Source organism: Rhodococcus sp. NPDC004095, from assembly GCF_053604015.1.
Genome location: NZ_JBSGGS010000001.1, coordinates 285,297 through 298,791 on the forward strand (window position 1 = coordinate 285,297; position 13,495 = coordinate 298,791).

Below are 13,495 nucleotides of genomic sequence, written 5' to 3' on the forward strand. Positions count from 1 at the left end.
CCCGCGTCCTCGTCGCTCGACGAGGACCGGTCCCAGCCGCCGGGAACGGCGGCAAGAAGGAGACCACGATGACCCTCTCGCACATCCACGAACGGGTGCCGTCGACGGAGTTGGTCGCCGTCCGGGTCGTGGACTCCGACATGCACCCGGTACCCCGGCGCCGCGAGCTCGCCGAATATCTCCCCGAGCCGCACCGAAGCAAGTACTTCCTCAGCCACAAGGTCGGCGACACGATCATCTACGACGCGCCCGACTACGCACACTCCTACGCGATGCGTATCGACACCTTCCCGTCCGGAGGCGAGTTCCCCGGCAGCGACCCAGACCTCGCCTTCAAGCAGCTGATCCTCGAGGCGGGCTCGGACATCGTGATCCTCGAACCGACCGTGAAGGCGGCTCGACTGCCCGAGGCGACCCAGGCCTTCGCCACCGGCATCAATCACTGGCAGGCCAACCACTGGCTCGACGGTCACAACAACTGGCACCAGCGCTGGCGTGGATCGGTCTGCGCCGCAGTCGACGACCCGCAGGGCGCCGTCCGCGAGATCGAGACCTGGGCCGAGCACCCGTACATGTCTCAGATCCTGATCAAGGCCGAACCTCGACCTGCCTGGGGCGATCCCCGGTACGACCCGATCTGGGCAGTCGCCACCAAGTACGACATGCCGGTCAGCTGTCATCTCGGCCGCGGCGCCTTCGAGACGATGCCGATGCCTCCGGTGGGCTTCCCCAGCTACAACCACGATTTCATGGTCAGCTACTCCCTGCTGGCGGCGAATCAGATCATGAGCCTGATCTTCGACGGCGTCTTCGACCGATTCCCAACGCTGCGCATGGTGTTCGTCGAGCACGCATTCACCTGGATCCTGCCGTTGATGTGGCGCATGGACGCGATCTACGAAGCCCGCAGGTCCTGGATGGACATCGGCCGCAAGCCGTCCGAATACGTCAAGGAACACATCAAGTTCACCACGCAGCCGCTGGACTATCCGGAGGACAAGACCGAGTTGACACGGGCGTTCGAGTGGATGGAAGCGGAGAAGATCCTGCTGTACTCCTCGGACTACCCGCACTGGACGTTCGACGACCCCCGCTGGCTCGTCAAGCACCTGCCGCCGGCCGCCCGCGAGCGGATCATGTTCCGGAACGGCATCGAGACCTACCATCTCCCGGAGACGGTGCCCGCACTGCCCGGCCAGGTTCGGGTGTTCTGAATGAGCGAGGAACAGCAGCCGTCGAGGCTGGCGCAGGGCCGCGAGCACGTCGTGGCCACTGTCGACGAAATTCCCCCCGGTTCGTCGAAGGTGGTGCCGATCGGACGGCACGGCGTCGGCGTGTACAACGTCAACGGCACCTTCTACGCCATCGCGAACTACTGTCCGCACGAAGGAGGCCCGCTCTGCGCCGGGCGCCCTCGTGGACGCAACATCGTCGACACCGGCGTGCCGGGGGACGCGGTGATGGTCCGCGATCTGGAGTTCATCTACTGCCCCTGGCATCAATGGGGATTCGAGCTCGCGACCGGGACAACCGCGGTGAAGCCGGAATGGAGCATTCGCACCTATCCGGTCCGGGTCGTCGGCGACGACGTCCTGGTGACGGCCTGACACGGAGGAGAACATCATGCCCTCAGTGGAGGTGAACGGCGGGAACGTCGTCTACGAGATTCTCGGTACATCAGGCAAACTCGTGGTGCTGACGCCCGGCGGCAGGTTCGGCATGGATGTTCCCGGGCTGCGACCGCTTGCTCAGGCGTTGGTCGACGGCGGTTACTCGGTTCTGTTGTGGGACCGCCCCAATTGCGGTGATTCGGACGTGCAGTTCTATGGCGTGTCCGAGTCGCACATGCGAGCGGAGACACTTCGCGGCCTCCTTTCGTCACTCGGGGCCGGTCCATGCATCCTCGCGGGAGGTTCCGGCGGAGCCCGTGATTCCATGCTGACCGCGATGCTGTATCCCGAACTCGTCACCGGACTGGTCCTGTGGAACATCGTCGGGGGCGTGTACGGGACCTTCAACCTCGGCGCCTACTACGTGTTGCCGAGCCTGCAGGTGGTGCGAAGCAAGGGTGTGGAAGGACTTCTGCACATGCGCGAGTGGCGAGAGCGCATCGAGAAGAACCCGGCGAACAAGCAACGGCTACTCGATCTTGATCGCGACGAGTTCATCAAGTTGTCCCTACGGTGGCTGAATTCCTACGTGCCCAGGCCCGGACAGACCATCCCCGGCGTGGATGACGAGATGTTCGACCGCATCCAGGTTCCGACCCTGATCATCCGGGGCGGCGCGAAGGATCTGGACCATCCGAAGCGCACATCACTCGAGGTCAGTTGCCTCATCGAGGGTTCCACGCTCATCGACCCGCCGTGGCCCGAAGATGCCTGGGAACGAGCCTTCGAAGAACGGTCGACGGGAAAGGTGGATCGACCCAACATGTTCGACACGTGGGTTCTGGCCGCCCCCGCGATCCTGGACTTCCTGGAAAGCCGATGACCGCTCACTCGCGGCCGGGAACGGCGCCGAACGTGCACTCACGTCGCCAGGATGCGGACCTCGCAGTTGAGCGCGGCCTCCAGTGCGGTGTGGACACGACTTTCGGGCACCCGGTCCAGGTCCTCTCGAGCCAGACGCACGTGCACGACATCGAGTCCGTCGGCGCCGAGCACACGCTCGATGTGGGCGGTGAGCCCGAATCCGGACAGCACACCGTGAGCGTCGTCGTCTGTTCCCCGGCTCACGTAGGTGACGACCCCGACGATCGGGCACGTACCGAATGCGTCGGCGCACAGTCGAAGTGCGGCCCGCTCGACCTCTTCCTGCTCGTCGCCCGCGATCAGCAACTGCACCTCGCGTCGTCCTGCGGGCAGTGCGCTGATGTCGTGATCGATCAGGTCGGAACCGGCATCGCGCGCGAGGGCTCGGAGGATTTCCGTGCCCTCGCGAAGTTGGCCGGGGGTCAGTTCGTCTCCCGGATCGACGCCGACGCGTACCACGGCAGTTCTCATGCGGGCGAGCATAACCGCGCGGGTCGTCACCGATACCCCTCGCGGAACGAAATCTCGGCCAGAGGAGGCGGCAATGCCAACGACCTTTGACCCGGCGACGCAGATAGCCGTCGCCGTGCTTCCGGGCAGAACGCCGCGGCTGCTGCGGGCTCCCGGCATCGCCGTGCCGCCACGCCCGGAGACCTCCTCCGAGTATCGCGACCAGGGCGGCTATCGCGAGATTGCGGCGACCGAGCCGTTGCTCGAACAGATCGAGCTCAGCGGTCTGCGTGGCCGCGGCGGAGCGGCGTTCCCCCTGAGCGTCAAACTGCGGTCGGTTCACGACGCCGGTCGCGACGGCCGAGGCACTGTCGTCGTCGCGAACGGAGAGGAGGGCGAACCGGCCTCGGCGAAGGACAAATGGCTGATGCGCAATCGCCCCCACCTGGTGCTGGACGGGATCCGGCTTGCCGCTCGGATCGTCGCCGCAGACCAGGCCTACGTCTACGTCTCGGATCCCGAGTCCGCTCGGAGCATCCACACGGCGCTGGACGAGCTCGACGACTCGATCCGCGGTTCGCTGTGCATCACCGTCGTGACAGTCGAGCCCGGGTACGTGGCCGGCGAGGAGACCGCGGCGGTCCGCGCGATCGACGGCGGACCCGCCAAACCGACCGACAAGCCGCCACGCCCCTTCGAGCGGGGAGTGGCGGGGAGACCCACGATCGTCAGCAACATCGAGACGCTGGCGAACCTTCCGTTCGTGCACCGACACGGCGGCGGAGCGTTCCGGGCGGAGGGCACTGCCGCATCACCGGGGACATACCTCGCGACGGTCACGGGAGCAGGTAAACCGGCTGCGCTGTACGAGATTCCGCACGGCCTGCCTTTCACCGAGCTACTCGCCCTACACGGGCTGGCGGTCGACGCGGTCCGCGGCGTACTCATGGGTGGCTACTTCGCGGGATTGGTCAACCGCGACGTCCTCGACGCAACCCTGGACCACGAGACACTGGCGCAGTTCGGCAGCGCACTGGGCTGTGGGGCGATATCGCTCCTCACCGACGAGTGCCCCGTCGCCGTCGCCGCCTCGGTGTTGAGCTACTTCGATCGGGAGAACGCCGGCCAGTGCGGCTCGTGCTTCAACGGGACGGCCGCGATGGCCACGGCCGTACGGGCTCTGCGCGAGGGCACAGCGTCCGCGGCGGACCTCGTCCGCCTCGAACGGTGGTCCGTGGTCCTACGCGGACGCGGCGCCTGCGCGACGATCGACGGTGCAGCCAACATCGCGGCGAGCTTGTTGAATCAGTTTCCCGAGGCGGTCGCGGATCACCTCGACGATCACTGCGAAGTATGCCGAGTCGGCGTGTTCAGCGCCGACCGCCCCTTCGAGGTGGAGACGGTGGGACACCAATGAGAATTCGCCTCGACCGCACCGTGTGCGACGGCTTCGGGATCTGCGCCCGACATGCACCACAGTACTTTTCGCTCGACGACTGGGGATACGCCTCGCTGATCGGTGACGGATCGGTGCCGCCCGAGGACCACGACGCCGCCATGCGGGCGCTCCTCGACTGCCCCGCGCACGCGATCATCGAAATGACCGGCGAGTACCCGGCGCCGACTACCGGTCGGTTCTCCGGCCGGCATGAAGCGCAGCCTCCCGACGCCCCGTCGGGCAATCGATAGGAGCGGGTCGGCCACCGCCCGCGCACACGAATGACCGCCCCGGCCCACCTGCAGGCACTCGGGCGCGGACATTCACTGCGGGCCGGCCCTACTCAGCCGGCAGGAAGGAGGTCGGCCACCACCGTACGGCGCGACATCTGCCCCGTACAGAAGGTCTCGGCAGGATCGACCGACGACACCGACATCGCCGCCGCAGCGAGAGCCTGCACCTTGAACGCGCGGGCGGCCATACTCAACCGGTGCTGGACGAGGCGGACGTCTCGGTCAAGTTCCGCAGGCCACCCTTCACCCCACATCGTCACCTCGGTCCGCCCATGCCCGAGTGCGTCGAGCACACCTTGACGTACGCGGGCATCGGTTCGGTACAGGGCCGCCGCGACCGCAACAGTCGTGGGGCGTCGCCCACTTCCATTGGCTGCCAACGTGGATTCCAGGTCTGCCGTCGTTGCGCCCAAGATCTCCAGGGGCCTGGGGTCGGAGTCCTCCGCGAGAAGGACCGTGACGTTCCACCCTGCAACCACCCGATCGAACACCCAACCTCCGGCATGTCGGACCACATCCGCGACGTTGGGGGCGACGAGGTCGAGTTGGTGGGGCGTCGCAGGCTTGGCGGTTCGGGCAGTCGAGTCGGTACCCACCCGAACGTCGTCCTGCCGGTGAACAGTGGCGAAGCGTCGAACAGTCATAGCGGATCCCTTCTGGCTGATCTGGCCGAATTCCCTCGATGGTCCACAACCGACGTGCATGCACACACAGAATCGAGCACCGGTACGGGGACACGGCGCCAAACGACCTCTCCAACCCACCGCGGACGGACAGCACTCCTCGCGAGGAGCACGGCGCCCTTCGCAAGAGGCATTCGCATCCTCACTTGACGAGAGTCACATATCCAAGGTGCGCCCACGAAGCCCCCAATGTCGCCCACGAACCTAGTGAACACACAGTAGGTTGGTTTTGGAGATGTGACAAGGCTCTCATCCGACACGATCAACCTGCCTGTAACCAGCGATAATACTCTTCTTTCAGATGGAGAATCGAATACACTTCTGCGAAGAGCAGCGGACGCAGCACGCGCGAACCACCGCTCCAGCGGGGCCGCGTGTGTCCTGTGCCCCCGATTCAGGGTCGACACATTTCCAGATGCCGAGCGCGACGCACTCCCCTGTCGAGATCGGACAAGCCACGTCTACAGAGGAGGCTCCGCGGTGGCGTACATCATCACGCAGCACTGTTGCAAGGACGCCAGTTGTGTGGCTGTGTGCCCGGTCGACTGCATCCGACCGAGTGCGGACGCGAGTGACACACCAGCCGACACACAGATGTTGTTCATCGATCCCGACACCTGCATCGACTGCGGGGCCTGCGCGGACGAATGCCCGGTCGACGCGGTCGTGTCCGAGTGGGACCTACCGGAGGAGCAGGAGCGGTTCCGGGACATCAATGCCACCTATTTCCGGAAGCATCCACTCGAACCCGGAATCATCGAGCCTCCGCGCCAGCGTCCCCCGGTGGAGCCCGGCTCGCTTCGGGTGGCGATCGTCGGGGCCGGTCCGGCGGCCTGTTACGCAGCCTCCGAACTCCTCACGATCAGGGGTGTCGAGGTCGACATGTTCGAGCGGCTGCCGACGCCGTTCGGCCTGATCCGGGCCGGTGTCGCACCGGACCATCAGCGAACGAAGTCCGTGGTCTCGATCTTCGAGGACGCCTTCGCCAGCAGCCGATTCGCCGGTCACCTCAACGTCGAGGTCGGCACCACGATCACCCATGCAGACCTGCTCGCCCACCACCACGCAGTCATCTACGGCGTCGGTGCCCCGGCCAGCCGCGATCTGGGCATTCCGGGTGACCAGCTGCCTGGCCATCATGCCGCCGCCGACTTCGTCGGCTGGTACAACGGCCACCCCGACCACGTGGGGCACGACTTCGCTCTGTCAGCGCGACGGGTCGTGATCGTCGGCAACGGCAACGTCGCGCTGGACATCGCACGTGTGCTCCTGAAGGGTCCCGACGAACTCGCCAGGACGGACATCGCCGAGCACGCTCTGAACGCATTGGCGGACAGCAACATCGAGGAAGTGGTCGTCCTCGGTCGGCGCGGCCCTCGCGAAGGCGCCTTCTCCGTCGGCGAGTTCGTCGCGCTGGGGAACCTCGACGAGATCGACGTGATCATCGACGGCGGAGACCTCGAGCCACGGCAGGAGGACGACGTGGAGACCGCGCTGAAGCTGGAGGTCGCGAGTGAATACGCCCAGCGCACGCCGCGCCCGGGCAACAAGCGGATCGTCTTCCGCTTCCTGTCCTCACCGGTCGAGGTGGTCGGTTCCGAGCACGTCGAGGGGCTGCGGGTGGTTCGCAACCACCTCGACGACACGGATGCGATCGTTGCGGGCGATCCGGCCGACGGGACCGACGTCTTGGACACGTCACTCGTCCTGCGGTCGATCGGCTACCTGGGTAGACCGGTCGACGGCATTCCCTTCGACGCGAGCAGGGGAATCGTCCCCAACGATCTCGGACGGGTGATCGACGAGGAGGGCCACCCGGAGACCGGCGTGTACGTCACCGGCTGGATCAAACGGGGGCCGCGGGGTGTGATCGGCACCAACCGCAGCTGTGCAGAGGAGACGGTCGCCCAGCTGCTGGGTGACTTCGACAAGGGTGCGCTGGCCAGGGACGTCGGCGACAGGGAGTCGCTGCGCCGAGTGATGATCGAGCGTGGGGCGGACCCGATCGATTGGCGCGGATGGCGCGCCATCGATGCCACCGAACGCCGGCGCGGCGCCGTGGAGGAGCGCCCGCGGGTCAAGTTCGTCTCGATCGACGAGATGCTCGCCACCGCCCGGGGTTAGCGCACCAAGCGTGACCGCCAACCTGGAACTGTTTCAGCGGCATGCCGATTCCCGGAATGCCGCCGAAACTGTTCACCCTGCTCGACACCGATCCGCTGTCCAATCGAGCCTGGGTGACCGACCGCGCCCGAAGTCAGTCGGCGACTCGCCGCTCGCCGTGAGCGCGCCATATCGACACCGAGAGGGTGGTCAGGTCGAGCGAGGGGCTGAGCGGGATCTCTCCGGAGGCAGCGCGCTCCCGGAATGCTCTGAAAACGGACTCCGCGTCCTCGTTCAGCTCGTACACCGCGAGATACCGGTGTGTCGGCGGATCGGACGCGGCTCGTCCGGGGACCGCCGCCGGCACGACCTCGAAACGCTGTCCGGCCACCACGCCCGGGACGGCCAGGACATCGGACATGTGCTTCGTGTCGTACCAATCGTTGAAGGCGTCCTCCTGCCCATCGACAGCATTGGAGTACACCAGCATCTTCGAATCAGTCACGTCCGCACCTTCTCGGGTCGTCGACAGGAGTACACGAAGTCCGTGCCAGTCGCCGTCCGACAGCGACTTGGCCACCTTCACGCTACCCCGCCAACCACAACTGGATGCCGCAATTCCGTTGCGAGACGGAAATTCCCCGCATCTGGACGCCATGACCGAACGCATTCATCACACTTCGATGCCGATCTCCGGCAATGGTGCTAGCTTCGTTCTCGTCCGGGGGGACCAGCCACAGGTACCGGGAGGTGGACATGGGGGAGGGACGTGACGGCCCGCCGCCGACCAGCGTGAACGAAACCGCTCGCACCGCCGAGTCATTGGCCCTGGAAGTGGCCGAAGCGGAAGCCGAGGCCGAGGCCGCGGAGGCCAGAACCGCTGCGGCACAGGCGCGTGCTCGTTCCGCACGATTGCGACGTCAGGCACTGGCCGCGGAGGCCGGCCCCGCGACGGGGGCGCGAGAGAGCTCACTCGACTCCACGGACGGCCCGGCCCCTCGGGACCTCCCGACGGCCGCGTCGGTCGCGGCCGGAAAGGCCGAGAACGAGGACGTTCCGGACTGCGATGGAGACGGACCCTCGCCATCGGACGGACCCCGGCTCCGCCCCGGCGGGCGGCGCCTGCCTCGGCCCGCGACAGTTCCGGACGCGCTCTGCGCACTCGTCTCCGGCGCTGCGCTTGCGGCGAGCGGATACCTGTTGTGGCATCACCACGATGTCACCGACCAGCAGCAGCGTGCGGCCGAGTTCGCCGCAGCGGCACGGCAGGGTGTCGTCACATTGACCACCCTGGATTCCGACAACGCCGAGGCAGACGTCCAACGCGTACTCGACAACTCCACTGGCGCATTCCGGGACGACTTCCAGGCCCGGGCAGGAGATTTCACCGACGTGATCCAGAAGGCCAACGTCGCGACCGAGGGCCGGGTCAACGCCGCCGCTGTCGAGTCGATGACCGAGGACTCCGCGGTCGTTCTCGTTGCCGCATCGTCCAAGGTGACCAATTCCGCAGGTGCGGAACAGGAACCTCGCGCATGGCGACTCAGCGTCACCGTGACGAGAGACGAGGGTCAACTCAAGATGTCGAAAGTCGAGTTCGTACCGTGATCACAGACCGCATACCTTCCGACGACACGGTCGAGCATGCCACCGCCGGACAGACGGCCTCGCGGAGCGAGGACACTCTGGGAGTCCCGGATCCCGAGCAGACCGCGGGCGCGGTCCCACGTGCGACCCGCCGTATCCGGATCAGACCAGGCGCGGGATTGCTGGCGCTGCTCGTCGTCGCCTCGACGGCGACGGCGGCCGGCCTGTACGTCTTCCAGTATCGGCCGGACACCCGTATCGACGCCTCCGCGGGGCAGGCGGCGCGTGAGGCCGCCGTGGACGGCGCAACGGCGCTGCTGTCCTATGCCCCCGATACCCTCGACCATGATTTCGCCTCTGCCAAGTCGTATCTGACCGGTGACTTCCTGACGTACTACACCCAGTTCACGGAACAGATCGTCGCACCGGCCGCACGCGAGAAGTCGGTGAAGACGACAGCCGAGGTGGTTCGGTCGGCGGTTTCCGAACTCCATCAGGACGCCGCGAAGGTGCTGATCTTCACCAATCAGACCACGATGAGCTCGGAAAAGCCCGATCCCACGATCACGGCGAGCAGCGTGTTGGTGACACTCACGAAGGACAACGACAGCTGGCTCATCTCGTCGTTCGATCCGGTCTGACACCTCTTCGCTCTCCTGCCGAACGCCAGGATCACGCGAGCATCGGTCACCGCGATGTTGTTCCAGCGCAGGGAGATCCGCCCCGTCTCGGGCTCGCCGGCGAGGGTGATCGGACCACATCAACCGCTCGATCAGGGCGCGAAAGCCGATGCCGGTACAGCAGCACGAGAGGCCACCGCCACCGACACCGGCCCTGCCCACCGATGAGCTGCCGCTACGCCGTCATCAGAAGTCGTCCATGCTCTTGCCGACCTCGGCAAGCGTCATCGGCGTCCCGTAGTCCTTCTGGTACTTGTAAGGCGGAATGTCGCATCGGTAGGGCCCGGTGTCGGGATGGAAGTCGGCCGGCTTCCAACCATCGGGTGTCGCCTGCTCGATGTTGAAGCACGGCTGCGGCGGAACCGGATTGGCGATGTTGGTCGCAGCGTGCAGGCCTCCACCCGTCCACGCTGTCTGCTCGCGGGCCGCGTTGTACACGCACTGGCGAGTGAGATCGTCTCCGCAACTCGCGGCCGACTTCGCGAACAACAACCACGCCGACATGGCACGCATCACCGGGAACGTGATCGTTGCATCCGGTGCGTACTCGGCGAACATGTCCGCCACCTGCTGGACCGCGGGAACCTCGTCGATGCTGCTCATCGCCGCGCTGCCGCCGAGGTCGACGAGATTGTTCTGGAATCCCGCGGACGGGCCCAGGAGTTCGAGGAACGCCGGGTTGTACGAGTTGTTGTTCGCGTCGATCCAGTCGAGCTTGTAGTTCATCGAGGTGAGAACGTCCTCGAGCTTGGCGAGCTGCCGGAAGTCGCCGAAGAACACGAGCCCCTTGACACCCTTGGCCTTCATGGCCTGGGCGTAGGGCGTCCAGTCCGAGACCCCCGCCAGCGGGTAGAGGTCGTCGTAGACGATCGTTGCGCCGGCGGCCACAAGGGCCTCAGCGGCCCCTTCGCCGAGCACCTTGGTGACGGGTGAGTCTCCGTTGATGAGGCCGACGGCTCCCGCCGAGGCGGGGTACGCCTCCTTCAGTGCCCAGGTGCGGAACCCGAAGTTCGGGTCGTAGCCGGGGGTTCGGCTCGGTGACGCGCTGATCTCCAGGTCCGCTCCCACGGCCTGCACCTGGGTGACCTGCGCGGGGAAGCTCGGCAGCATGCAGTTCAGCCGATCCTTGACTCCAAGCCCGTCCAGCGCAGCACCACCACCGACGAGGGCGAAGTCCTCGCGGCAGGCTTCGACCATCCTCGGGCGGACCTCCATCAGATTCGCGTCCCGCATCTTGTAGGCGAGTGGGCGTCCGTTGATGCCGCCCGCGTCGTTGCACCAGGAGGTGAAGACCTTTGCCGCGTCCTCGAATTCGTGATTCTTGTTGAACCCCATGTCTGTGAAGACGCCGACCGAGATCTCGTCGGCGGTGACTCCCTGAGCGGTTGCGCTGTCCGCATTGCCGGGTTGGCAGACATCGGTCAGATCACCGAAGTCCCCCGACGAGCTCGAGGTGACCGCTTCCCCGGACGCCTCCTCACCACTGCCACCGCTCTCACCGCGGCCGCTACATCCCGCGACGAGCAATGCCACCGCCGCAAGAGCGACAAGCAATCGCTGCTGTTTCACGTGATCCTCCTCCACTGGGCTACATCGGCCCGTCGGACTGGCAAGATCTCCGCTGTCGCGTCTGCCCAGGGTCCGATCCGGGCCTCTCCGAGTCGATCTGGGTATCGGGGAGCCATCTTCTCTGTCCGCGAGACACAACGTGTCCCTTTTGATCCGGCCGACAGCGCAATTCAGGCACTCACCGCACGGAGCGGCCTGCGGTCCCGCGCTGTCGACAGTCGTGACTCCGACCACCGAAGCCATTCCCGCGGTTGATCATTCACCTGCTGAGACGGCTGCGGATGTTGCGAACGGATGATCGTCGGCGTCCACACGGGACGCATCCGGTGCAGACACCGACGATCACCGCATTCCAACCCTACTGACAAGCGGGATTGGCCTCCGCGCCGCCCTGGATCGCCAGGAGCGCACAGAATGTCGTCGCAGCGACCTTCCACTGGCCGTCGACCTCCACGGCCTGGCCGGTCTGGTCGGGAAGCACCGGGGCACCACCCATGTAGATCGTGTACTTGACATCCGCGGTGTCGGCGCCGGTCATGGTGACCGACGAGACCGTCGCGGAGGTCTGACCGTTCGGGCTCGCCGCCATTCCCTCGAGTGGGGCCAGGAAGGCCTCGCCGCTCTCCACGAGCGCTGCACGTGCGGCCGGCGTGTTCGTCCCGTCGAAGAATGCGACGTAGGTGTCGGTGATGGCCTTTGTCGTCGCCTCGGACGCCTCGGCGGCCGCGGAAGTGGTCGCTGCCACGGATGTCGCCACCGTGGCAGCGCTGTCTGCTGCGCTGTCGTCGGAGTCGCTGCATCCTGCGACACCGGCAGTCGCGACGACCACCAGGGCGCAGACAGCCAGGGCTCGACGGGTTGTCCATTCGCGCATAGCGGATCCTTTCCTGTGGACGGACGGGTTCTGTCCGCATTGGTGTGTTCGAACCTTCACGGACTCGGCAACCGGCCAACGACTCGCACCGCCGGAGATCGGTCGCATGACCATCGAGTCCCATTCGCCTACAACGTATTCAGGTAATCACCAACCGTGTCCGGCGGCGCATCGACGGCACCCGGCCCAGCTCGTGGACTGCCGGGCCCATTCCAGCCAACCTCGACTTCACGAATTCTGTTGTGAGAGTAACGAACTGAATCATCGACGCGAGACAGGGGGTGGGATCGGCGCCGCGGTCGACAACATTCCGATTCAGCGTGGGTGGGCATTCATCGGCCGTGACGTCGCGGACGGCGCCCCGCCCGAGGCGCCGATCGGAGTCGAGTTCGAAGTGCATCCGGATCTCCTTCTCGGAGCTGCATTCACGACTCGAGGAGAATAGCATTCTCGCCAGCTGATATGATCGATCTCGCGAGGTTGCTCCGCCGGGCAGGTAGCGGCACGTTCTCCGCTATAGTGCAAGCATGTTCTCCACATGCGGAGCGGGGCCGGCTCGGCAATGACCAGCCCCGGCGAAGAGCCCGCCTGGAAACAGCGCGCGGTCGAACGGTCCATCGGGCCGGCCAAGCTCCGCGCCGAGGAACGCGTGCAGCGCTTCCTCGATGCCGCCCAGGCGATCATCACGGAGAAGGGAAGCACCGATTTCACGGTGCAGGAAGTCGTCGACCGCTCCAAGCAATCGCTACGCAGCTTCTACCTGCAGTTCGACGGCAAACACGAACTACTCCTCGCACTGTTCGAGGACGCACTGGATCGTTCGGCCGACCAGATCCGAGCCGCCGCATTCGGTCAGAAGGACCCGTTTGAACAGCTGCGGGTCGCCGTCGAGCTGCTTTTCGACCTGTGCCGCCCCGACCCCACCGCGTATCGCCCGCTGTTCACCGAATTCGCTCCGCAGTTGCTGCTCACGCACCCGGCCGAGGTCAAGGTCGCGCACTCGGCAATGCTGACACTGTTCACGGAATTGATGGAGGCGGTCGCCGCGGCGGGTCGGTTGCGCGCGGGCGTCAACCCGCGACGGGCTGCGGCCATGACGATGCAGACCGCCATGTTCATCGCCCAGACCGGCGGCGCCACGGACAGCGAGGGTGCCAACCCCATCGACGCCCACGAGGTGTGGGACTTCTGTTCCAGGGGCTTCTCCGGCGAGAAGTGAGAACGACGCTCTCACGACCGAGGGCGCTCGGCGAGTTCGAAACGTGGATGTTCCGGCGTGCCGGT

General features: G+C 65.9%; 15 protein-coding genes. 9 read left to right on the top strand and 6 right to left on the bottom strand.

Going from position 1 to position 13,495, the window contains the following annotated elements; translation table 11 throughout:
- Positions 1-68: 68 nt before the first annotated feature.
- The 3 genes from ACWEPG_RS01285 to ACWEPG_RS01295 are packed head-to-tail and all read left to right on the top strand — an operon-like array spanning position 69 to position 2,493.
- Positions 69-1,214 carry an amidohydrolase family protein gene (locus ACWEPG_RS01285; protein ID WP_450133503.1) on the top strand — a complete coding sequence of 382 codons (1,146 nt, stop codon included), beginning with the start codon at positions 69-71 and terminating at the stop codon, positions 1,212-1,214.
- Positions 1,215-1,607 carry a Rieske (2Fe-2S) protein gene (locus ACWEPG_RS01290; RefSeq protein WP_450133504.1) on the top strand — a complete coding sequence of 131 codons (393 nt, stop codon included), beginning with the start codon at positions 1,215-1,217 and terminating at the stop codon, positions 1,605-1,607.
- 16 nt (positions 1,608-1,623) lie between these two features.
- Positions 1,624-2,493, top strand: coding sequence for an alpha/beta fold hydrolase (locus tag ACWEPG_RS01295; RefSeq protein WP_452593688.1), 870 nt, complete (start codon positions 1,624-1,626; stop codon positions 2,491-2,493).
- A 38-nt stretch (positions 2,494-2,531) separates the two neighbouring features.
- On the opposite strand, the gene ACWEPG_RS01300 is transcribed toward ACWEPG_RS01295, so the two are convergent.
- Complete coding sequence (locus ACWEPG_RS01300; protein WP_450133506.1) at positions 2,532-3,005, bottom strand: hypothetical protein; 474 nt, start codon at positions 3,003-3,005, stop codon at positions 2,532-2,534.
- 73 nt (positions 3,006-3,078) lie between these two features.
- Between ACWEPG_RS01300 and ACWEPG_RS01305 the strand changes: the two genes are divergently transcribed.
- A complete protein-coding gene (locus ACWEPG_RS01305) occupies positions 3,079-4,401 on the top strand; it encodes an NADH-ubiquinone oxidoreductase-F iron-sulfur binding region domain-containing protein (RefSeq protein WP_452593689.1) in 1,323 nt (440 codons plus the stop codon).
- Positions 4,398-4,673 carry a ferredoxin gene (locus tag ACWEPG_RS01310; RefSeq protein WP_452593690.1) on the top strand — a complete coding sequence of 92 codons (276 nt, stop codon included), beginning with the start codon at positions 4,398-4,400 and terminating at the stop codon, positions 4,671-4,673. Before ACWEPG_RS01305 ends, ACWEPG_RS01310 begins: the two co-directional genes overlap by 4 nt.
- Positions 4,674-4,765: 92 nt before the next feature.
- Here ACWEPG_RS01310 and ACWEPG_RS01315 read toward each other — a convergent pair whose 3' ends face one another.
- Positions 4,766-5,206 carry a hypothetical protein gene (locus ACWEPG_RS01315; protein WP_450133509.1) on the bottom strand — a complete coding sequence of 147 codons (441 nt, stop codon included), beginning with the start codon at positions 5,204-5,206 and terminating at the stop codon, positions 4,766-4,768.
- A 672-nt stretch (positions 5,207-5,878) separates the two neighbouring features.
- Here ACWEPG_RS01315 and ACWEPG_RS01320 point away from each other — a divergent pair.
- The gene (locus ACWEPG_RS01320; RefSeq protein ID WP_452593691.1) at positions 5,879-7,522 is read left to right on the top strand and encodes a 4Fe-4S binding protein; all 1,644 of its coding nucleotides are present in this window, start codon (positions 5,879-5,881) and stop codon (positions 7,520-7,522) included.
- 133 nt (positions 7,523-7,655) lie between these two features.
- On the opposite strand, the gene ACWEPG_RS01325 is transcribed toward ACWEPG_RS01320, so the two are convergent.
- A complete protein-coding gene (locus ACWEPG_RS01325; protein WP_452593692.1) occupies positions 7,656-8,006 on the bottom strand; it encodes a hypothetical protein in 351 nt (116 codons plus the stop codon).
- Between the two features lie 251 nt (positions 8,007-8,257).
- Here ACWEPG_RS01325 and ACWEPG_RS01330 point away from each other — a divergent pair, with 251 nt between their 5' ends.
- Together ACWEPG_RS01330 and ACWEPG_RS01335 are read left to right on the top strand one after the other, a co-directional pair.
- On the top strand, positions 8,258-9,109 hold the full coding sequence (locus ACWEPG_RS01330) for a hypothetical protein (protein WP_452593693.1): 852 nt from the start codon (positions 8,258-8,260) through the stop codon (positions 9,107-9,109).
- Positions 9,109-9,729 carry a twin-arginine translocation pathway signal gene (locus ACWEPG_RS01335; RefSeq protein ID WP_452593868.1) on the top strand — a complete coding sequence of 207 codons (621 nt, stop codon included), beginning with the start codon at positions 9,109-9,111 and terminating at the stop codon, positions 9,727-9,729. The genes ACWEPG_RS01330 and ACWEPG_RS01335 overlap by 1 nt, the downstream gene beginning before the upstream one ends.
- Before the next feature lie 225 nt (positions 9,730-9,954).
- On the opposite strand, the gene ACWEPG_RS01340 is transcribed toward ACWEPG_RS01335, so the two are convergent.
- From ACWEPG_RS01340 to ACWEPG_RS01350, 3 genes are all read right to left on the bottom strand, one after another.
- Positions 9,955-11,337, bottom strand: coding sequence for an ABC transporter substrate-binding protein (locus tag ACWEPG_RS01340; RefSeq protein WP_452593694.1), 1,383 nt, complete (start codon positions 11,335-11,337; stop codon positions 9,955-9,957).
- 358 nt (positions 11,338-11,695) lie between these two features.
- A complete protein-coding gene (locus tag ACWEPG_RS01345; protein WP_452593695.1) occupies positions 11,696-12,211 on the bottom strand; it encodes a hypothetical protein in 516 nt (171 codons plus the stop codon).
- A 139-nt stretch (positions 12,212-12,350) separates the two neighbouring features.
- A complete protein-coding gene (locus ACWEPG_RS01350; RefSeq protein ID WP_452593696.1) occupies positions 12,351-12,611 on the bottom strand; it encodes a hypothetical protein in 261 nt (86 codons plus the stop codon).
- A gap of 162 nt (positions 12,612-12,773) precedes the next feature.
- Here ACWEPG_RS01350 and ACWEPG_RS01355 point away from each other — a divergent pair, with 162 nt between their 5' ends.
- Positions 12,774-13,430, top strand: coding sequence for a TetR/AcrR family transcriptional regulator (locus ACWEPG_RS01355; RefSeq protein WP_452593869.1), 657 nt, complete (start codon positions 12,774-12,776; stop codon positions 13,428-13,430).
- The last annotated feature ends 65 nt before the right edge of the window (positions 13,431-13,495 follow it).

Coding starts and splice junctions, on each gene's coding strand:
- ACWEPG_RS01285 (WP_450133503.1), top strand. CDS start 69: ATGACCCTCTCGCACATCCACGAACGGGTGCCGTCGACGGAGTTGGTC.
- ACWEPG_RS01290 (WP_450133504.1), top strand. CDS start 1,215: ATGAGCGAGGAACAGCAGCCGTCGAGGCTGGCGCAGGGCCGCGAGCAC.
- ACWEPG_RS01295 (WP_452593688.1), top strand. CDS start 1,624: ATGCCCTCAGTGGAGGTGAACGGCGGGAACGTCGTCTACGAGATTCTC.
- ACWEPG_RS01300 (WP_450133506.1), bottom strand. CDS start 3,005: ATGAGAACTGCCGTGGTACGCGTCGGCGTCGATCCGGGAGACGAACTG.
- ACWEPG_RS01305 (WP_452593689.1), top strand. CDS start 3,079: ATGCCAACGACCTTTGACCCGGCGACGCAGATAGCCGTCGCCGTGCTT.
- ACWEPG_RS01310 (WP_452593690.1), top strand. CDS start 4,398: ATGAGAATTCGCCTCGACCGCACCGTGTGCGACGGCTTCGGGATCTGC.
- ACWEPG_RS01330 (WP_452593693.1), top strand. CDS start 8,258: ATGGGGGAGGGACGTGACGGCCCGCCGCCGACCAGCGTGAACGAAACC.
- ACWEPG_RS01345 (WP_452593695.1), bottom strand. CDS start 12,211: ATGCGCGAATGGACAACCCGTCGAGCCCTGGCTGTCTGCGCCCTGGTG.
- ACWEPG_RS01350 (WP_452593696.1), bottom strand. CDS start 12,611: ATGCACTTCGAACTCGACTCCGATCGGCGCCTCGGGCGGGGCGCCGTC.
- ACWEPG_RS01355 (WP_452593869.1), top strand. CDS start 12,774: ATGACCAGCCCCGGCGAAGAGCCCGCCTGGAAACAGCGCGCGGTCGAA.